Raw genomic sequence first — 18,128 nt, 5'->3', positions numbered from 1 at the left:
CCGTCACGGCAGCGTGACGAAACCCTTCTGCACCAGCCAGTCCCGGGCCACGTCCGCCGGTTCCTCGCCCTCGACGTCGACCCGGCGGTTCAGTTCGGTGATCTCCTCGTTGGTCAGCGCCGCGGAGATCGGGGCCATCACCTCCGCGACCTGCGGATGTGCCTCGGCGAAATCCTTGCGCATGGTGATCGCCGGGTTGTACTTCGGAAAGAACTGTCGATCGTCGTCCAGCAGCACCAGATCGAGCGCGATGATGCGGCCGTCCGTCGTGAACACCTCACCGAACTTGCACTGCGTTCCGTCGGCGGTGGCCTGATAGATGATGCCGGTCTGGAGAATCTGGCGGTTCGCGCGGGCGGGGTCGAAGCCGTATTTGGCGGCCATACCCGGGAACCCGTCCTGGCGGACGTTGAATTCGGTTTCGACGCAGGTCGTCGCGGCAGCGGGGTCGCGGTTGACCAGATCCGCGTACTCCGACAGGGTGGTGATCCCGGTTTCCTCCGCGGTCTGCCTGCTCATCGCGAGTGCGTACGTGTTGTTCATCGGTGCCGGATCGACCCACACCATGCCGTTGCTGTCGAGGTCCTCGTCGCGGACCGCCTCGAACTGCGCGGTCGGGTCGGGGATCGGAATCTCGTTGCCGAGGTAGTTGATCCACCCGGTCCCGGTGTACTCGTAGGTGACGTCGATCTGCCCGTCCAGCTGGGCGTCCCGTGTGCTGTTGGACCCCTGGATGTTGGTGAGGTCGCGCACCTCGGCACCGGCGGCACTGAGCGCGAACTCGATGATGTACCCGAGGGTGACCTGCTCGGTGAAGTCCTTGGAACCGACGGTGATCTTGACACCTTCGAGTTCGGGGACGGGCTGGATGCTGCCCGGTTCCACCGACAGCGGCAGGGCGCCACCGGATTCGAGGCCGCAGGACGCTGCGAGGACTCCGCAGAGTGTCACGGCCGTCGCGGCAATCGCCTTCCGGAGATGGTTCATCAGCGCAGCCCCTTCGGGCCGAGGAACTCCTCGGCCAGGGCGCCGCACCAGTCGACGAGCAGCGCGAGCGCGACCGCGAGCACGGCTCCGACCACCAGGGTCACGTTGTCGCGCAACTTGTATCCGGTGTCGATGAGGATTCCCAGACCGCCGGCGCTGACGAGGAAACTGAGCGTCGCGGTGCCCACGGCGAGCACGAGCGACGTGCGCAGTCCCGCGAGGATGTACGGGACGGCGAGTGGGAACTCGACCTTCCGCAGGACGAGGGCGGCGGTCATGCCCTGTCCGCGCCCGGCGTCGATGACGGCGGGATCGACCTCCTGCAGACCCAGGATCGTGTTCCGGAGAACGGGCAGGAGAGAGTAGAACGCGATGGGGAGCACCCCGATCCAGAATCCGGTGGTCCCCGTCGCGAGGAAGAGCAGCACCAGCAGTCCGATGGCCGGCGCGGCCTGTCCGATGTTGGCGATTCCGAGGAAGATCGGTGCCAGCTTGGTGAACCCGGGCCGCGTCAGCAGGATCCCCAGCGGGACGGCGACGACGACGACGATCGCGACCACCGCGGCCGTGATCAGCACGTGCTGCCACGTCAGGGTCGCGATGTTGGCGGCGTTGAGGCTGCCCTTCTGCGTGGCGGTGAGTTCGCGGTTGAAGGCCCAGGCGAGCACACCCACCACCAGGATCACGACGATGATCGGCTGGACCAGCAAGCGGGCCCGCTCCGACCGCCGGGCGGCAGGTGCGGTGGGTGCGGTGGGCTTCGTGGCGACGGCGGCCGTCATGACGGTGTGCCGCCCTCGCGCGCCCCGTCCTGCTGCGGCTCGCCGTCCTCGTCGTCGTGCGCGTGTTCCTCACGCATCGCGGACAGGTGCGTCACCAGTGTGTCGATCGTGATCAGGCCGCGGTACTCGCCCCGCCGGCCGGTGACGATCGTCGACGCACTGCTCTCCGCGAGGAGCGCCTCGAGGGCGTCCTGCAGCGTCGACTGGGTCGACACCACCTCCTCGATCGGGTCGCCGATGTCGCGCAGCGACGTGGCGTTGGCCAGATGCCGCAACGACACCCAGCGGGTCGGGCGGTCCCGCGCGTCCAACAGGACTCCCCACTTATCCTTGCGGCGTGCGATCGCCGCCCGCAGATCGTCCACCGACCCGTCCTCGTACGCGGTGGGGCAGTCGAGGAGTTCGACCTCCGCCACCCGGGTGAGCGTCAGCTGCTTCAGGGAGGCGTCCGCGCCGACGAATCCGGCCACCATGTCGTTCGCCGGATGGGCGAGGATCGCCTCCGGGGTGTCGTACTGCATGATGTGCGACTGGTTGCCCAGCACCGCGATCCGATCGCCCAGCTTGACCGCCTCGTTGAAATCGTGCGTCACGAAGACGATCGTCTTGCCGAGATCGGACTGCAGTCGCATCAATTCGTCCTGCAGCAGTCCGCGCGTGATCGGGTCGACCGCGCCGAACGGCTCGTCCATGAGCAGCACCGGGGGATCGGCGGCCAGCGCCCGCGCCACCCCGACGCGCTGCTGCTGACCGCCCGACAACTGCCGGGGGTAGCGCTCGCGGTAGAGGTCGGGTTCGAGTCCGACGAGGTCGAGCATCTCGTCGGTGCGGTCGGCGATCTTCTTCTTGTCCCAGCCGATCAGACCGGGGACCGTGCCCACGTTCTTCGCGATCGTGAGATGCGGGAACAGTCCGGCCTGCTGGATCGAGTAGCCGATGCCGCGCCGCAGCTTGTCCGGGTCGATGGACAGGGCGTCCTTGCCGCCGATCGTGATCTTCCCCGACGTCGGTTCGATGAGCCGGTTGATCATGCGCATGGTGGTGGTCTTGCCGCAGCCGGACGGGCCGACGAGGACCACGATCTCCCCGGCGGGGATGCGCATCGACACGTTGTCGACGGCCGCCTTCTCCTGGCCCGGATAGCTCTTGACGACGTCTTCGAGGACGATGTCCACTCCCGAGACGGTGCTTCCGTTGGTGTGCGGTGTATCGAGGTCAGTCACGGATCCCCCTGGAGGTGGTGAGTCGGCCGATGACGGCGAGGACGCCGTCGAGTACGAGGGCGAGGATCACGATGAGAACGGTCCCCGTGAGGGCCTGCGGTATCGCTGTCGGGCTGCCGACGCGGGACAGTCCCGAGAAGATGAGGTTGCCGAGCCCGGGTCCCTTGGCGTAGGCGGCGATCGCGAGGATGCCCATCAGCATCTGGGTGCTCACCCGCATGCCCGTCAGGATCGACGGCCAGGCGAGCGGGATTTCGATCCTGCTCAGCACCGTCGTGCGGCTCATTCCCACGCCCCGGGCGGCGTCGGTGATCGCGGGATCGACGGAGGCGAGTCCGAGGATGGTGTTCCGGATGATCGGCAGCAGTGCGTACAGCACGAGAGCGGTAACGGTGGGGGCGACACCGAGTCCGAGGATCGGAATCAGCAGGCCGAGCAGGGCGAACGACGGGATGGTGAGGATCGTGCTCGCGAGTGCGGTGGCGATCGCGGAGCCGGCCGGACTGCGGTACACGAGGATCCCGATCGCCACCGCGACGATCGTGGCGATCACCACCGACTGCACGACGGCGCTGACGTGCAGGAAGGAGTCGGTGAGCAGTTGCTGCTTCCGGGCGGAGACGAAGTCCCACAGTTGCTGCATGTCCAACCGTGAACACCTTTCTCCAGATGTGAAAACAGACCTCGGTCCTTCACAGTGCTCTGTACCCGAACATCGCGCAGGTGAATCGGAAACTCTGTTACGTGGTCGGGATCATGAACAGCAGGGTGCACACGGCGATCGAAATCCCGAACAGCGCGATCATCACGGCGTAACCGAGGTTGCGCCGGCGGGGTGAGATCGCCGGGTCCATCCACCACCCGAACACCTTGAACGCCGCCGGAACCGCCCACCAGCCGAGGATCTGGGTGGTGACGAGGTTCCCGACGAACAGGGCGACGGCGATCGGAACCCCGTGCGCCTCGATGAACGGTGCGCTGACGAAATGGCCCCAGATCACCACCAGCGGATACAGCACCAGCAGGGCCAGGAGATTGCTTCGGGCGACGGGCACCGGGGGCGGCTCGTCTCCGCCCGCGCCGCGGAACCAGAAGTCGAAACCGTAGCTCGCTTTGCGGATTCGGAGGTTCTTGTTGAACTTCTCACCCTCCTTCAGGAGGGCGGCCCGCTCGCGTGAATCCATCCACGCCGCCAGGTTGTCCTCGGTGTCGAAGCTCAGCACGATCGTCCAGTCCTCGGTGATCCCCTGCACCGGTCTCTCGACCTTGTGCCCCCGGAAACCCCGGAACCCCGCCTCGGCGGCGGAGATCTTGCGCTGCCAGTCCATGAACGCCGACTCGTCCTCGGGGTCGACGTGACAGGAGATGACCACCGACGTCGCCGACTGCTCCCGGGTCTGCTCGCCGGTGAGCAGGTGGACGTCCTCGTTGCCGATGAAGGCATGCTTGATCTCCGCCACGAGTTCCGTCCGGCGGTCGCTGTCGAGCCACGCGCGGGCGTCCTCGATGGTGGCGAACCGCAGTACGTCCACCCAGTCGTCCTGCACGGGCGGCGACGGCGGCACGATGTCCTGATCGATGAAACCCGGAACCGTCGCGAGGGCCTCCGCCGCGTGTTTCTGCCACCGTGCGTAGTCGGCGTAACTCGCGTCGTCGATCCGGCGTTGGAAGATCACCGACACCGGGGACGCGGCAGGGCTGCGCGGGTGTGAATGCGGCACGTGAGGTCACCTCCGTTCTGGTCGTGGTGCGGGTGCGGCGGAGGGAGAACCCTGGGACCGCCGGGTGGACGTGGTGAGGAGCAGCAAAATCCCGGCTCCCGCGCCCAGGGTCAGGTACAGCCAGCCCAGCGGTGCCTGGCTGTTCTCCGGCAGCACTCCGGCGACGGCCATCGCCGCACTGACGACGAGATAGCAGGCCGCGGTGACGACACCGCCGATCAGTCCGAGGTTGCGGGTGAACAGTCCGAGGGCCAGCCCGTACATCTGCGGACAGAGCACTCCGCATCCGGCGAGCGCGAGGCAGGCGCCGATCGTGATGGCCGGTGCGGTGACGACGGACAACCCGGCCGTGACGGTGAGTACGAGTGCGCCCGACACGAACACCCACCACGCGCCGAACGCGAGCCGGCGGGTTCCGACCCGAACAGCCAGCGCACTGCAGGCGAGTTCGCCGAGGAGGTTCGCGCCGCCCACGACCAGCGCCACCGCACCGTAGGCGGCAGGGGAGAAGCCGAGGATCTGCTGGTACAGGAAGGGAGCGACGACACCGAAGACCATCTGAGCGGACGCCATCAGACCGAACACGAGCACGAACCCCACGAAGATGCGGTGACGCAGGGCCGCACCCAGCACCCGCGCCGCGGCGCCGACGTCGACCGGTGCCCGCAGATCCGGCGGAAGGGTCTCCGGCAGTCCCGCGACGACGAGGGGAACGGCGAGCGCCGCGAGAAGCGCGTTCAGCCCGAACACCAGACGCCACGAGATGAACTGCACCAGTACCCCGCCCACCGCGGGTGCGACAACGGGCGCCAGCCCCCACGCGGCCCCGAGGAGACCGGACACGGATGTGAGCCGGGCGCCGCGGTAGCAGTCGGCGGCGATCGCGTAAGCGAGGACGAGGCACGCGCACCCGCCGATACCCTGCACGAATCTCAGACCGAGCAGCAGTGTGATGTTCTGCACGAGTGCGCATCCCACGCTGGTGACGACGAGGATCGCCAGGCAGGTCACCAGAGTTCGTTTGCGGCCCACCGCATCCGCGATCAGGCCGACCGGAATGAACGCCAGACTCATGCCCAGCATGTAGGCGGTCACCGTGTTCTGCACGACGGCGGCGGACGCGTCCAGATCGAGCACCATCTGCGGCAACGCCGGAGTGTAGATGTCGAGCGGGATCTGGCTGAGCGGAATCACCAGCAGCAGAATGACCACCACACGGCGCGGAACCGGCACACCGGACGACGTCGTGGGCACTGACATCCCGCATCACCTGCTTCTCGACCCGAGGGGGCTGGAGAACGGAGCAAGTATCCCGAAAGGCTCCGACCGCACGTTTCGCAACGGTCCGTGTGGTCGGTTCCCTGGATCATACGACGCGGCCCGCGGCGCCCGGGCGGGTTCCGGACCGCCCGGCAGGGGGCCGAGACACCACACGGCGGGGGCCGGCGTCCGTCGTAGGCTGAATCCCCCATGTGACGGACAGGAGACTCAGGTGGCCGAGACGGCGCTGACGGAGACCACGGTTGCCCAGGTGATGGCCGAGCTGGCCGAGCTCGAGGACCCGAGGGCACGCGAGGTGAACGAGAAGCACGGTGACGATCACGGGGTGAACCTCGGCAAGCTGCGCGCGCTCGCGAAGAGGCTGAAGACGCAGCAGGAACTCGCGTACCGGCTGTGGGAGACGGGTGACACCGCGGCACGACTGCTGGCGATCCTGATCTGCCGCCCGAAGGCGTTCGAGCGCGACGAGTTGGACGCCATGCTGCGCGAGGCGCGCGCACCCAAGGTGCACGACTGGCTCGTGAACTACGTGGTGAAAAAGAACCCGCACGCCGAGGACCTGCGCCGGGCGTGGTCCGTCGATCCGGATCCAGCGGTCGCCGGTGCCGGCTGGGCGCTGACCACCGAACGCGTGGCGAAGAAGCCCGAGGGCCTCGACCTCGCGGGACTGCTCGACGTCATCGAGGCGGAGATGAAGGACGCCCCGGATCGCCTGCAGTGGGCGATGAACCACTGCCTGGCCCAGATCGGGATCGAGCACGCCGAGTACCGCGCCCGCGCACTCGACATCGGTGAGCGCCTCGAGGTGCTGAAGGACTACCCGACCTCCCCGGGCTGCACGTCCCCGTTCGCGCCCATCTGGATCACCGAGATGGTGCGCCGACAGGGCGGCGAATAGAAGGTTCGACCCGACGACCGCGGCGGCCACCTGCGACCGGACGCAGAAGAGCCCACCCGCGCCGCGATCGGTGTCGTGATCGCGGCGCGAGTGGGCTCGACTGAAGCTACCGACTCACACGTCGTAGTACAGCTGGAACTCGTAGGGGTGCGGACGCAGGTTGACCGGAGCGATCTCCTGCTCACGCTTCAGCGAGATCCACGTCTCGATCAGGTCGGACGTGAACACGCCACCCTCGGTGAGGTAGTCGTGATCAGCCTCGAGGCGATCGATGACGGCCGACAGGCTGGTGGGAGCCTGCGGGATGTTGCGGGCCTCCTCCGGCGGGAGCTCGTAGAGGTCCTTGTCGACGGGAGCCTGCGGCTCGATCTTGTTCTTGATGCCGTCCAGGCCGGCCATCATCTGCGCCGCGAAGTTCAGGTAGGGGTTACCCGAGGAGTCGGGGGCGCGGAACTCGAGGCGCTTGGCCTTCGGGTTGTTGCCGGTGATCGGGATACGCACGGCCGCCGAGCGGTTGCGCTGGCTGTACACGAGGTTGATGGGGGCTTCGTAGCCCGGCACCAGACGGTGGTACGAGTTGATCGTCGGGTTGGTGAACGCCAGCAGCGACGGTGCGTGGTGCAGGATGCCGCCGATGTAGTGACGCGCCATGTCGGACAGACCCGCGTAGCCGGCCTCGTCGTGGAACAGCGGCTTGCCGTCCTTCCACAGCGACTGGTGGACGTGCATACCCGAGCCGTTGTCGCCGAACAGCGGCTTCGGCATGAAGGTGGCCGACTTGCCGTGCTGCCAGGCGGTGTTCTTCACGATGTACTTGAACAGCTGCAGGTCGTCCGCGGCCGCGAGCAGCGTGTTGAACTTGTAGTTGATCTCCTGCTGGCCGCCGGTGCCCACCTCGTGGTGGCCGCGCTCGAGCTCGAAGCCCGCGTTCTGCAGGTTGGTGGAGATCTCGTCGCGCAGGTCGACGTAGTGGTCGTACGGAGCGACGGGGAAGTATCCACCCTTGGGGCGGACCTTGTAGCCCAGGTTGGGGCTGCCGTCGGCGTTCACGTCGTTGCCCGTGTTCCAGGAACCCGAGATGGAGTCGAGCTCGTAGAACGCGCCGTTGATGCCGGAGTCGTAGCGGACCGAGTCGAAGATGTAGAACTCGGCCTCGGCGCCGAAGAAGGCGGTGTCGGCGATGCCGGTCGACTTCAGGTATTCCTCGGCCTTGCGCGCGACGTTACGCGGGTCGCGGCTGTAGGACTCACGCGTGAACGGGTCGTGCACGAAGAAGTTGATGTTCAGCGTCTTGGCCGCGCGGAACGGGTCGAGCTGGGCGGTGGCGACGTCGGGGAGGAGCATCATGTCCGACTCGTGGATCGACTGGAAGCCGCGGACGGACGAACCGTCGAACGCGAGGCCGTCCTCGAAGACGTCCTGGTTGAACGCGGACGCCGGGATCGAGAAGTGCTGCTGCACGCCCGGCAGGTCGCTGAACCGGATGTCGACATATTCGACGTTCTCGTCCTTGATGAACTTGATGACCTCTTCGGCCGTGGTGAACGCCACGCTTGTGCTCCTTAAGTCGCTTCAGCCAAGTGGATATTGGCGAATTCGTCGAGCCAGACGGTAAGGACTTGGTGTTGCCCGCTGGTCAACCTTTTGTTTCGCCCGTGTTACGCGTCGAATCTTCCTGGGCTTTTACACCGGCTGTGACTGCGCACACAGCCCAAACGTCCGGTGTGAGGTCCTCGGAGAGGCGACGCCTATCCTGGACAGCATGGCACGTATCACCGGTTCCTGGCTTTCCGGACCTTCGGCCGCGCTGCCGAACGGCGCGGACGAGACGACGCAGTCCTTCCGCGGCGAGCGCCTCGGATTGCAGGCGGAAGGTCCCGGTTCACTCGCGAGCACGGGACGCCGTCTCGCCGCTCTGATGATCGACTGGGTGTCGTCGGCGGGCGTCGCGGCACTGATCATCGGCGACAACTTCTTCGAGGGTCCGTTCTCGACCGTCACTCTGCTCGTCTGGTTCGTCGTCGGGGTCGCCACGGTGTCGCTGTTCTCGTTCACACCGGGGCAGCTGTTCCTCGGCATGCAGGTCGCGCGGGTGGACGGACCCGCCCGTGTCGGCTTCGTCCGGGCCCTGGTGCGTCAGGCGCTGCTCGTGTTCGTCGTGCCCGGAACCATCACGGACATCGACGGTCGTGGCATGCAGGACCGGGCCACCGGCACCGCCCTGATCCGCACGCGCTGACCCCTCGGAACGTCTTCCGCCCGATGTCGGATCGACATCGGGCGGAGTAGTGGGGCGACAGGCTTCTAGCGACGACGGATGGTGCGCTGCACGCCACGCATCTTCGCGCCGCCGGGCATCGGACCCTTGGGCAGTGCGGCGCCGCCACCGCGGCTGCTGAGCGCGGCGAGCCGCGACTCGATGGCGTCCATCCGCTTGGTGTCGATGTTCTTCGGGAGCTTGTTCAGGTGCTTCTGCAGCTGCGACAGCGGGACCTGGCCCTCGTCGTTGCCGATGACGATGTCGTAGATCGGGGTGTCGCCGACGAGGCGCGCCGTCTTCTTCTTTTCCTGGGCCAGGAGCGACTTCACGCGTTGCGGCGACCCCTCGGCGACGAGGATGACGCCGGGTCGCCCGATCACGCGGTGAACGGCGTCGAGCTGCGTGGTGCCGGCGACCGCGCTGGTCACGCGCCAGGAGCCCTGCATGTTGTCGAGTGCCCAGGCGGCCGCGCCTGCCTGGCCCTCGGCCTTGCCGTACACCGTCTTCTGGACGCGCCGGCCGAAGATGATGAACGCTCCGAGCACGCCGAGGAGGAGACCGATTGGGAGAAGGAACCACTGGAGGCCCCAGATCAGACCGACGAGGAAGAACACCACCGCGAGTCCGATGAGCGTGCCGAGCATGAGCGGCAACAGCAGCTTGTCTTCCTTGCGCTGCATCTGGAACGCCTGCCAGAGCTGAGTTCTGCGTTCCTTCGACGCCTGCCTGCGGGCTGCCTTGGCGGCTGCCTTTGCTTCTTTGCTGGGTTTGCCCGCTTTACCGGATTTAGTGCCGTTCGCCATGCTCTTCAGGATACGTCCCTGGCCGTGCGCGGTGATGACCCGTCCGGTGTCGACCACCGCGCACGCGTGGAGGTCAGCGGGCGAGCCGCGCCATGAGGGAACTCGCCTCCTGCGACGCATCGCCGCTTTCGGTGAGATGTGCCTGTCCTGCAGGCAATTCGCGGCCATGGTGGGCCATCGCCTGCGCGTAGAGGCGGCCGGCGCGGTAGGAGGAGCGGACGAGGGGTCCGGCCATGACGCCGGCGAATCCGATTTCCTCGGCGGTCTTGGAGTGCTCGACGAACTCTTCGGGCTTGACCCACCGCTCGACCGGGTGGTGGCGGGGGGAGGGGCGCAGGTACTGGGTGATGGTGATGATGTCGCAGCCGGCGTCGTGCAGGTCGTGCAACGCCTGGGTGACCTCGTCGGGGGTTTCGCCCATCCCGAGGATGAGGTTGGACTTGGTGACGAGGTTGTCTTCGCGGGCGGCGGTGATCACGTCGAGGCTGCGCTGGTAGCGGAACGCGGGCCGGATCCGCTTGAAGATGCGGGGGACGGTTTCGACGTTGTGGGCGAGCACCTCGGGGCGGGTGGAGAACACCTCGGCGAGCTGATCGGGCTTGGCGTTGAAGTCGGGGATGAGCAGTTCGACGCCGGTGCCGGGATTGAGCTGGTGGATCAGGCGGACGGTTTCGGCGTAGAGCCAGGCGCCGCCGTCGGGGAGGTCGTCGCGGGCGACGCCGGTGATGGTGGAGTAGCGCAGTCCCATCGCCTGGACGGATTCGGCGACGCGGCGGGGTTCGTCGCGGTCGAGGTCGTCGGGTTTGCCGGTGTCGATCTGGCAGAAGTCGCAGCGGCGGGTGCATTGTTCACCGCCGATGAGGAAGGTCGCCTCGCGGTCTTCCCAGCATTCGTAGATGTTGGGGCAGCCGGCTTCTTCGCAGACGGTGTGCAAACCCTCGCGCTTGACGAGGCTCTTGAGCTCGGAGTATTCCGGGCCCATCTTCGCTCTCGTCTTGATCCAGTTCGGTTTGCGTTCGATCGGAGTCTCCGCATTTCGGATCTCGAGGCGGAGCAATTTGCGTCCTTCTGGGGCCACAGTCACGCGGTCGATGGTACGCCCGGCCCGTCGCACCCGGCGGGCCGGGGAGCGGTCGTCAACCGTACTGAACAGTAGTAAAAGTGGGAGCGGAGGACGTCGTCCCGGCGGCGGCGGAGTCGAACGTCACCCGCTCGATGTCGTGTTCGGTCACCGGAAGTTCGCCGTCGAGCGCGGCGACGACAGCCGCAGTCACGGCAGGCGTGACCTCCTCGACCGTGACGTCGCGGCCCAGTTCCCGCGACAGCGACGTGACCCCGGCGTCGCGGATACCGCACGGGATGATCGCGTCGAAACCCGTGAGAACGGAATTGCAGTTGAGCGAGAAGCCGTGCAGTGCCACACCACGCTGTACCCGCACCCCGATGGCCGCCACCTTGCGCTCGGGCAGCCACTGCCCGTTGTCGAAGGACGCAGGCAGCCACACACCGGAGCGGCCGTCCACCCGGCCGCACACGATGCCGAGGTCGGTGCACACGGTGATCAGCGCCTGCTCGAGCCGGCGCACGTACCGCACGACGTCGACCGGTTCGGCCAGCTTGACGATCGGGTAGCCCACCAGCTGTCCCGGACCGTGCCAGGTGATTTTCCCGCCGCGGTCGACGTCGATGACGGGAGTGCCGTCGGTCGGACGGTCCTCGGGTTCGGTCCGGCGCCCCGCGGTGTAGACGGCCGGGTGTTCGAGCAGGAGCAGCGTGTCGGTGCCCACGTTCTCGGCGCGTTCGGCCGCCAGCTCGCGCTGTCGATCCCAGGCGTCGACGTACCCGATCGTGCCGAGGTGTTCGACGGAAATCGGGGAGGGGCTGAAACGGGCGGATTGTGTCGCGCTGCTCATGCGCTAGAGGTTACGCCGGGGCAGCCGAGGCACCGCCACGACCTGGGTTCACCGCACGAGAGCGGCGTCGAGCGCTTCCCCGATGGTGTTGTGCCGGAACCGGAATCCCGCATTCTCGAGCACCGTGGGTATCGCGCGCTGTCCGGCCAGAATGCCTTCCTGCGCGAACTCTCCGACCAACGCACTGAGGGCGAACCCGGGAACGATCCACGGCGCGGGGCGATGCAGCGTCCGCGCGACCGCGCCGTTGAACTGGGCGTTGGTGACGGGCGCCGGACCGGTGACATTCACGGGACCGGCGACGTCGTCGCGGGCGAGGACGAACTTGATCGCATCGACCTCGTCCTCCAACGAGATCCACGACAGATACTGGCGGCCGTTGCCGAGCCGGCCGCCGAGCCCGAACGAATACAGTGTCTTCAGCCTGCCGAGCAGGCCGCCGTGAGGGGAGAGGACGATGCCGCTCCGCAACAGAACCGTCCGGACCTTCGAGGTGTCGGCGGGGGCGGTCGCGGCCTCCCAGTCGCGGCAGGTGTCCGCGAGGAAACCCGTCCCGGAGGGCGAGGTCTCGTCGACGACCCGGTCGCCGGTGTCGCCGTAGTAGCCGACCGCGCTCGCATTCACGAACACGGGCACCCCGGCCTCGGCGACACCCTCGGCCAGGACGTCGGTGGCGGCGATGCGGCTGTCCCGGATCAGTTGTTTGTACGCCCCGGTCCAGCGTTTGTCGCCGACCCCGACGCCGCACAGATTCACGACCGCGTCGGCGTCCGCGAGGATCCCCGTGTCGATCCTGTCCTTCTGCGGATCCCAGCGCGACTCGTCGGGACCCGCGGACGACCGGCGGACGAGGCGGACGACGTCGTGACCGTCGCCGCGGAGAGACGAGACGAGAGCGGTGCCAATCAGCCCGGAGGAACCGGCGATGACCACTCGCATGTGCAACAGCCTCCTTCACAGCGCAGGGGCACCATCCCTGCTGGAAATGGTGCCCCTGCGAAACTACGTACGGCTCGAAGTCCGGTGTCGGATCAGAGCCCGAGGTCGGCCTCGAACGCTCCCTGCTCCAGACGCTGCTTGATCGTGGTCAAGAAGCGGCCGGCGTCGGCACCGTCGACGAGGCGGTGATCGTAGGTGAGCGGCAGGTAGCACATCGAGCGGACACCGATGCTTTCACTGCCGGACTCGTCGGTCACGACCACGGGACGCTTGACGATCGCACCGGTTCCGAGCATCGCGGCCTGCGGGGGCACGAGGATCGGGGTGTCGAACAGGGCGCCCTGGCTGCCGATGTTCGTGATCGTGAACGTGCCACCGGACAGCTCGTCCGGCTTGAGCCCACCGGAGCGGGCGCGCTTGGCGATGTCCGCGATAGCGCGGGCCAGTCCGGCCAGCGACAGGTCGCCGGCGTTGTGGATCACGGGGGACAGCAGGCCCTGGTCGGTGTCGACCGCGATGCCGAGGTGCTCGGCGTCGTAGTACGTGATCTGCTTGTTCGCCTCGTCGTAGCTGGCGTTGATGTTCGGGTGCGACTTCAGCGCCTCGACGACGGCCTTCGCGAAGAACGGGAGGAACGTGAGCTTGACGCCCTCGCGCTCGACGAAGGTGTTCTTGGCCTGCGCGCGCAGGGCCGCGATCTTGGTGACGTCGACCTCGAAGGTCTGGGTGAGCTGCGCCGTGGACTGCAGCGACTCCCGCGTCTTCGTGGCGGTGATCTGGCGAATCCGGTTGGCCTTCTGCGTGGTTCCGCGCAGGTGGGCAAGTTCGGGGCGGACCCCGGCGGAGGCGGCTGCGGGAGCAGCGGCGGCGGCCGGTGCGGCAGCAGGCGCGGCAGCGGCGGCCGGTGCCTTCTTGGCCTCGGCGGCGGCGAGGACGTCCTGCTTACGGATACGGCCACCGACTCCGGTGCCCGTCACCGAGGACAGATCGACGCTGTTGTCCGCAGCGAGCTTGCGCACCAGCGGAGTGACGTACGGGGTGCTGTCTCCGGACGTGGCCGCGGGAGCGGGCGCGGCGGCTGCGGGAGCCGGTGCGGATGCTGCCGGTGCGGCGGCCGGGGCTGGGGCACTCTTCGCGGGTTCGGGCTTCGCGGGCTCGGGGGCCGGAGCGGGCTCGGGGGTCGGCTCGGGCTTCGGTTCCGCGGCCGGCTTGGCGGCGGGTGCACCCGAACCGATGACGGCGAGCTGACCGCCGACGGAGACGGTGTCGTCTTCCTCGGCGCTGATCTCGAGGAGAGTACCGGCGACGGGGGACGGGATCTCCGTGTCGACCTTGTCGGTGGATACCTCGACGAGCGGCTCGTCCACGGCAACCTCGTCGCCGACGGCCTTGAGCCAGCGGGTGACGGTGCCCTCGGTGACGGACTCGCCCAGTTCGGGCATCTTCACGGCGGTGCCCTCGGCGGAACCGTTGCCGGATGCTGCGGGCGCAGGCTCGTCGGCCGGCGCCTCCGCGGCGGGAGCCGGCTCGGCGGCGGGCTCTTCGGCGGCGGGTGCGGGAGCGGAGTCGGAGGCAGGAGCCTCACCGGCGTCGCCGATCACGGCAAGCTCGCCACCGATTTCCACGGTGTCGTCTTCCTGAGCAACGATCTTGCTGAGAACGCCGGCCACGGGAGACGGGATTTCCGTGTCCACCTTGTCCGTGGAGACTTCGAGCAAGGGTTCGTCAACTTCGACCGTGTCTCCTTCCTGCTTGAGCCACCGCGTGACAGTTCCCTCGGTGACACTCTCACCAAGCGCTGGCATCTGGACGGAGAAGGCCATGTCTTTTGACTCCTCGACAGTTGTGTTCGGGTTGTTGAATTTTGTCGACTTGTGGTCGTGAACCATTGTGCTTCGAGATGCACGTGTCTTGCGTCTACTTGCAGGTAATTCCGATTCGTCGTCACCCACTCGCTGTGTCGGCGCTCCACATCTTTCCATTGATCCGGCGGGCGTGTCCGCCGAGGGGCACCCGTCGGGGACTCCGGTGTGTCGCGACGTAATCGCTACCGGCCAGTAGTTTTCGTGTGCCGCGGAAACCGGGCGTTCGCTGGCAAACTTGGAGGACAGTCGCCGGCATCGCCGGGCGCACGCACTCGAGGAGGCTCGACGTGGGGTTGTTCGACCGATTCTCGCGGCCTCGGTCCGGCCGATCTCAGGCGTCCCCGGAGGACGCCGCGTATCTCGCGAACTGGACTCGCACGCACCTCGGTGTGGAGGCCTACGTGGAGCCTCGGACGACAGTGACGGAAGTCACTGTCGTGCTCGTCGCGGCGGACGGCGAGTGGACCCGGCGCCGGGTGGGCGGTGAACGCGGCGCCCGCAAACTCGGCGAGGATCTCCGCATCCCCGTGTACGACGTCCGCAAGACCGGCTACCCGCAGCGGATGCGTGACCACGACGCGCGGCGCCGCATCGAGCGCAAACGGGAACGCGAGCGCGACCTGTAGGCCCTTCGGGCCCGTGCGCCTTTCTGGTAGCTGCAACAACGAGAAAGGCGCACGGGCGCGGAGCGCCTATCCGTTGGCGGCGATGTCCTCGATCACCGAGATCATGGTGCGCACGGGCACGCCGGTGCCGCCGCGGCCGGTGTATCCCCACGGTCCCGACGAGTTGTAGGCCGGTCCGGCGACGTCGATGTGCGCCCACTGGACGCCGTCGGCGACGAACTCCTTCAGGTACAGGGCCGCCGCGAGCATGCCGCCCCAGCGGTGGTTGGTGACGTTGGCGAGGTCGGCGACCTTCGAATCGAGGTCCGAGCGCAGTTCGGCGGGCATCGGCATGGCCCATGCGTTCTCGCCGATCTCCTGGGAGATGGCGGCGACGCGGTCGCGGAACTCGTCGGTGCCCATGACACCGGGCGTCCGGTTCCCCAGCGCCACCATCTGCGCGCCGGTGAGGGTTGCGGTGTCGATGAGGTAGTCGGGGTCGTCCTCGCACGCGCGGACGATGGCGTCGGCGAGGACGAGGCGTCCCTCCGCGTCGGTGTTGATGACCTCTACCGTGGTTCCGCCGTACTGGGTGAGGACGTCGCCGGGACGCTGCGCGGTGGACGACGGCATGTTCTCCGCCATCGGGACGGTGGCGGTGACGTCGACGGGCAAACCGAGCTTGGCGGCGAGGACCACGGTGGCGACAACGGCTGCGGCGCCGCCCATGTCGGACGTCATGTTCTCCATGCCTGCGGCGGGCTTGATGGAGATGCCGCCGGTGTCGAACGTGATGCCCTTGCCGACGAGCGCGACCTTGGGGGCGTTCCGCTTCTTGGCGGAATAGCTCAGCCGAACGAGTCGCGGCAGCCGGGACGAGCCCTTGCCCACCCCGAGGATGCCGCCGTACCCGTTCTTTTCGAGCGCCTTCTCGTCGAGGACCTCGACCTTCAGTCCGGCATCGGTGCCGAGAGCCTTTGCGCGGTCGGCGAATTCTGCGGGGAAGAGGTGGCTCGGGGGAGTGTTGACGAATTCGCGGGCGGTGGCGACGGCTTCGGCGATCGCCGCGGACCGCGCCAGGGTCTCCTTCGACTCCTTCGCGCGCGGCGACGAGACCAGCAGCTCCACCCGCGAAACGGGCTGTGCGTCGGGGCCGGGGGCGGATTTCGCGGACTTGAATTCGTTGAACCGGTACGCGCCGAGGGCGAAACCTTCGGCTGCCGCACCGAGATCGAGTACGGACAGGGTGGTCGCGACGGTGCCCACACCACTGAGCGACCGCGCCGCGGCGCCCGCGGACTTACGGATCTGCTCGGCGTCGAGCTTTTCGGCCGAACCGAGCCCGACGGCGAGCACGCTGTCGACCGGAAGCGTGTCGGGTGCAGGGATGCGGGTCGTCTCCTCCGCCTTGCCGGAGGCCCCCACCGCGACGAGTGTGTCGAGCAGACCGGTCAGCACCGATTCGTCGACGATGCCGTCGCCGAGCGCGATTTCGGGGCCGTCCGAGGCCGACGTCAGCCCGATCACCAGCACGTCCACCCGCTTGCCGACGGTGCCGGCGAGGGCGAGTTGTGGTCCGAGGGGTCGGGCTGTGTGAGTGCTCACGGTGTCTCTCCTGCAGCGGTTCGGGATCGGGTGGTGTCGGATGGCCGACGTCCGTCCCGATGGTAGTGCTCGTCCGCCGTCGCCTACCCGGTGCGCCCGGGGGTCGGATAAGTTGAGGCCCATGACCGAGGAGCAGTTGTCGCAGGGCCCCGTCCACGCCGTTCACGTCGAACTCGGGGCCACGTTCGCTCCCTTCGGCGGCTGGGAGATGCCCGTCTCGTACGCCGGTGTCGTCGCCGAGCACACCGCGGTGCGTGAATCGGTGGGGGTGTTCGACGTCAGCCACCTCGGCAAGGCCCTCGTGCGGGGCAGCGGCGCCGCCGCCTTCGTCAACTCGGCTCTGACCAACGATCTCGACAAGATCGGGCCAGGCAAGGCGCAGTACACGCTGTGCTGCACGCCGTCGGGCGGCGTGATCGACGACCTGATCGCCTACTTCGTCAGCCCCGACGAGGTATTCCTCGTCCCCAACGCGGCCAACACCGCGGACGTGGTCGCGGCACTGGCCGCCACGGCGCCCGAGGGTGTCACGGTGGAGAACCAGCACCGGGACTTCGGTGTGATCGCCGTCCAGGGCCCGAAGTCGGCCGAGGTGCTCACCGCGCTCGGCCTGCCGACGGACATCGAGTACATGGCCTTCGCCGACGCCACCTGGGACGGGGTTCCCGTCCGCGTTTGCCGCAGCGGGTACACCGGAGAGGTCGGATTCGAGCTGCTGCCGCGCTGGGAGGACAGCGAGAAGCTGTTCCGGGCCGCGGTCGAGCTGGTCCGCGCGCACGGCGGCCAGGTCGCCGGTCTCGGGGCGCGGGACACGCTGCGCACCGAGATGGGATACCCGTTGCACGGGCACGAACTGTCGCTGGAGATCTCCCCGCTCGAGGCGCGATGCGGCTGGGCGATCGGGTGGAAGAAGCCGAAGTTCTGGGGCAAGGAGACGCTCACCGACGAGAAGGAGTCCGGCCCGGCGCGCAAGCTGTGGGGCATCAAGGCACTGGACCGCGGGGTTCTCCGCGCCGGTCAGACCGTGCTGCGCGACGGCGAGTCGATCGGCGAGACCACGTCGGGCACGTTCTCGCCCACGCTGAAGGTCGGGATCGCATTGGCGCTGCTCGACTCCGGGGCCGGCGTGTCGGCGGGAGACGAGATCGCCGTGGACGTCCGGGGACGCTCGCTGCGCGCCGAGGTGGTGTCTCCGCCGTTCGTGGAGATCAACACCAAGTAAGCGCCTGTCGCGGAGGACCTGTCG

At 67.7% G+C, this 18,128-nt stretch carries 17 protein-coding genes; 4 read left to right on the top strand and 13 right to left on the bottom strand.

Annotated elements, in window-relative coordinates; translation table 11 throughout:
* Positions 1–3 precede the first annotated feature (3 nt).
* The 6 genes from RHA1_RS05625 to RHA1_RS05600 form a co-directional block, all read right to left on the bottom strand.
* Positions 4–987, bottom strand: coding sequence for a glycine betaine ABC transporter substrate-binding protein (locus tag RHA1_RS05625; RefSeq protein WP_009473807.1), 984 nt, complete (start codon positions 985–987; stop codon positions 4–6).
* A complete protein-coding gene (locus tag RHA1_RS05620; protein ID WP_011594273.1) occupies positions 987–1,769 on the bottom strand; it encodes an ABC transporter permease in 783 nt (260 codons plus the stop codon). The genes RHA1_RS05625 and RHA1_RS05620 overlap by 1 nt, the downstream gene beginning before the upstream one ends.
* Positions 1,766–2,992, bottom strand: a complete 1,227-nt coding sequence (locus RHA1_RS05615) for an ABC transporter ATP-binding protein (protein WP_011594272.1) — start codon at positions 2,990–2,992, stop codon at positions 1,766–1,768. Before RHA1_RS05615 ends, RHA1_RS05620 begins: the two co-directional genes overlap by 4 nt.
* The gene (locus RHA1_RS05610; RefSeq protein WP_029537312.1) at positions 2,985–3,635 is read right to left on the bottom strand and encodes an ABC transporter permease; all 651 of its coding nucleotides are present in this window, start codon (positions 3,633–3,635) and stop codon (positions 2,985–2,987) included. Before RHA1_RS05610 ends, RHA1_RS05615 begins: the two co-directional genes overlap by 8 nt.
* Positions 3,636–3,732: 97 nt before the next feature.
* On the bottom strand, positions 3,733–4,713 hold the full coding sequence (locus RHA1_RS05605; protein WP_011594271.1) for a putative antibiotic biosynthesis monooxygenase: 981 nt from the start codon (positions 4,711–4,713) through the stop codon (positions 3,733–3,735).
* A 6-nt stretch (positions 4,714–4,719) separates the two neighbouring features.
* Positions 4,720–5,973 carry a multidrug effflux MFS transporter gene (locus RHA1_RS05600; RefSeq protein WP_011594270.1) on the bottom strand — a complete coding sequence of 418 codons (1,254 nt, stop codon included), beginning with the start codon at positions 5,971–5,973 and terminating at the stop codon, positions 4,720–4,722.
* A 232-nt stretch (positions 5,974–6,205) separates the two neighbouring features.
* On the opposite strand from RHA1_RS05600, the gene RHA1_RS05595 reads away from it, so the two are divergent.
* On the top strand, positions 6,206–6,892 hold the full coding sequence (locus RHA1_RS05595) for a DNA alkylation repair protein (protein ID WP_011594269.1): 687 nt from the start codon (positions 6,206–6,208) through the stop codon (positions 6,890–6,892).
* A 114-nt stretch (positions 6,893–7,006) separates the two neighbouring features.
* Here RHA1_RS05595 and glnA read toward each other — a convergent pair whose 3' ends face one another.
* Positions 7,007–8,443, bottom strand: a complete 1,437-nt coding sequence (gene glnA / locus RHA1_RS05590; RefSeq protein WP_009473800.1) for a type I glutamate--ammonia ligase — start codon at positions 8,441–8,443, stop codon at positions 7,007–7,009.
* 211 nt (positions 8,444–8,654) lie between these two features.
* On the opposite strand from glnA, the gene RHA1_RS05585 reads away from it, so the two are divergent.
* Positions 8,655–9,131, top strand: a complete 477-nt coding sequence (locus RHA1_RS05585) for an RDD family protein (protein ID WP_009473799.1) — start codon at positions 8,655–8,657, stop codon at positions 9,129–9,131.
* 65 nt (positions 9,132–9,196) lie between these two features.
* On the opposite strand, the gene RHA1_RS05580 is transcribed toward RHA1_RS05585, so the two are convergent.
* The 5 genes from RHA1_RS05580 to sucB form a co-directional block, all read right to left on the bottom strand.
* Positions 9,197–9,955, bottom strand: a complete 759-nt coding sequence (locus RHA1_RS05580) for a DUF4191 domain-containing protein (RefSeq protein ID WP_011594268.1) — start codon at positions 9,953–9,955, stop codon at positions 9,197–9,199.
* Between the two features lie 73 nt (positions 9,956–10,028).
* Positions 10,029–11,039, bottom strand: a complete 1,011-nt coding sequence (gene lipA / locus RHA1_RS05575; RefSeq protein WP_005561159.1) for a lipoyl synthase — start codon at positions 11,037–11,039, stop codon at positions 10,029–10,031.
* A gap of 52 nt (positions 11,040–11,091) precedes the next feature.
* Positions 11,092–11,868: a lipoyl(octanoyl) transferase LipB gene (gene lipB / locus RHA1_RS05570; protein WP_009473797.1), complete on the bottom strand. Its 777-nt coding sequence runs from the start codon at positions 11,866–11,868 to the stop codon at positions 11,092–11,094.
* A gap of 48 nt (positions 11,869–11,916) precedes the next feature.
* Positions 11,917–12,807, bottom strand: coding sequence for a TIGR01777 family oxidoreductase (locus RHA1_RS05565; RefSeq protein ID WP_011594266.1), 891 nt, complete (start codon positions 12,805–12,807; stop codon positions 11,917–11,919).
* A gap of 92 nt (positions 12,808–12,899) precedes the next feature.
* A complete protein-coding gene (gene sucB / locus RHA1_RS05560; RefSeq protein WP_011594265.1) occupies positions 12,900–14,630 on the bottom strand; it encodes a 2-oxoglutarate dehydrogenase, E2 component, dihydrolipoamide succinyltransferase in 1,731 nt (576 codons plus the stop codon).
* A 329-nt stretch (positions 14,631–14,959) separates the two neighbouring features.
* Here sucB and RHA1_RS05555 point away from each other — a divergent pair, with 329 nt between their 5' ends.
* On the top strand, positions 14,960–15,298 hold the full coding sequence (locus tag RHA1_RS05555) for a hypothetical protein (protein WP_009473794.1): 339 nt from the start codon (positions 14,960–14,962) through the stop codon (positions 15,296–15,298).
* A gap of 66 nt (positions 15,299–15,364) precedes the next feature.
* Here the strand turns inward: RHA1_RS05555 and RHA1_RS05550 are convergent, their stop codons facing one another.
* Entirely contained in the window at positions 15,365–16,882 is a 1,518-nt protein-coding gene (locus RHA1_RS05550; RefSeq protein ID WP_011594264.1) for a leucyl aminopeptidase, read from the bottom strand.
* 121 nt (positions 16,883–17,003) lie between these two features.
* On the opposite strand from RHA1_RS05550, the gene gcvT reads away from it, so the two are divergent.
* Positions 17,004–18,104 (top strand): glycine cleavage system aminomethyltransferase GcvT, encoded by a 1,101-nt coding sequence (gcvT, locus tag RHA1_RS05545; RefSeq protein ID WP_009473792.1) that lies wholly within the window; start codon positions 17,004–17,006, stop codon positions 18,102–18,104.
* Positions 18,105–18,128 lie beyond the last annotated feature (24 nt).

The organism is Rhodococcus jostii RHA1, assembly GCF_000014565.1.
GTDB lineage: Bacteria > Actinomycetota > Actinomycetes > Mycobacteriales > Mycobacteriaceae > Rhodococcus_F > Rhodococcus_F jostii_A.
Note: the sequence above shows the minus strand (reverse complement) of the source record. Positions and strands in the feature narration are given on the sequence as shown.

What these genes read in the sequence shown, in the direction of transcription:
- RHA1_RS05565 (WP_011594266.1), bottom strand. Translation starts at nt 12,807, where the DNA reads ATGCGAGTGGTCATCGCCGGTTCCTCCGGGCTGATTGGCACCGCTCTC.
- lipB (WP_009473797.1), bottom strand. Translation starts at nt 11,868, where the DNA reads ATGAGCAGCGCGACACAATCCGCCCGTTTCAGCCCCTCCCCGATTTCC.
- RHA1_RS05580 (WP_011594268.1), bottom strand. Translation starts at nt 9,955, where the DNA reads ATGGCGAACGGCACTAAATCCGGTAAAGCGGGCAAACCCAGCAAAGAA.
- gcvT (WP_009473792.1), top strand. Translation starts at nt 17,004, where the DNA reads ATGACCGAGGAGCAGTTGTCGCAGGGCCCCGTCCACGCCGTTCACGTC.
- sucB (WP_011594265.1), bottom strand. Translation starts at nt 14,630, where the DNA reads ATGGCCTTCTCCGTCCAGATGCCAGCGCTTGGTGAGAGTGTCACCGAG.
- RHA1_RS05600 (WP_011594270.1), bottom strand. Translation starts at nt 5,973, where the DNA reads ATGTCAGTGCCCACGACGTCGTCCGGTGTGCCGGTTCCGCGCCGTGTG.
- RHA1_RS05620 (WP_011594273.1), bottom strand. Translation starts at nt 1,769, where the DNA reads ATGACGGCCGCCGTCGCCACGAAGCCCACCGCACCCACCGCACCTGCC.
- RHA1_RS05625 (WP_009473807.1), bottom strand. Translation starts at nt 987, where the DNA reads ATGAACCATCTCCGGAAGGCGATTGCCGCGACGGCCGTGACACTCTGC.
- RHA1_RS05585 (WP_009473799.1), top strand. Translation starts at nt 8,655, where the DNA reads ATGGCACGTATCACCGGTTCCTGGCTTTCCGGACCTTCGGCCGCGCTG.
- RHA1_RS05610 (WP_029537312.1), bottom strand. Translation starts at nt 3,635, where the DNA reads ATGCAGCAACTGTGGGACTTCGTCTCCGCCCGGAAGCAGCAACTGCTC.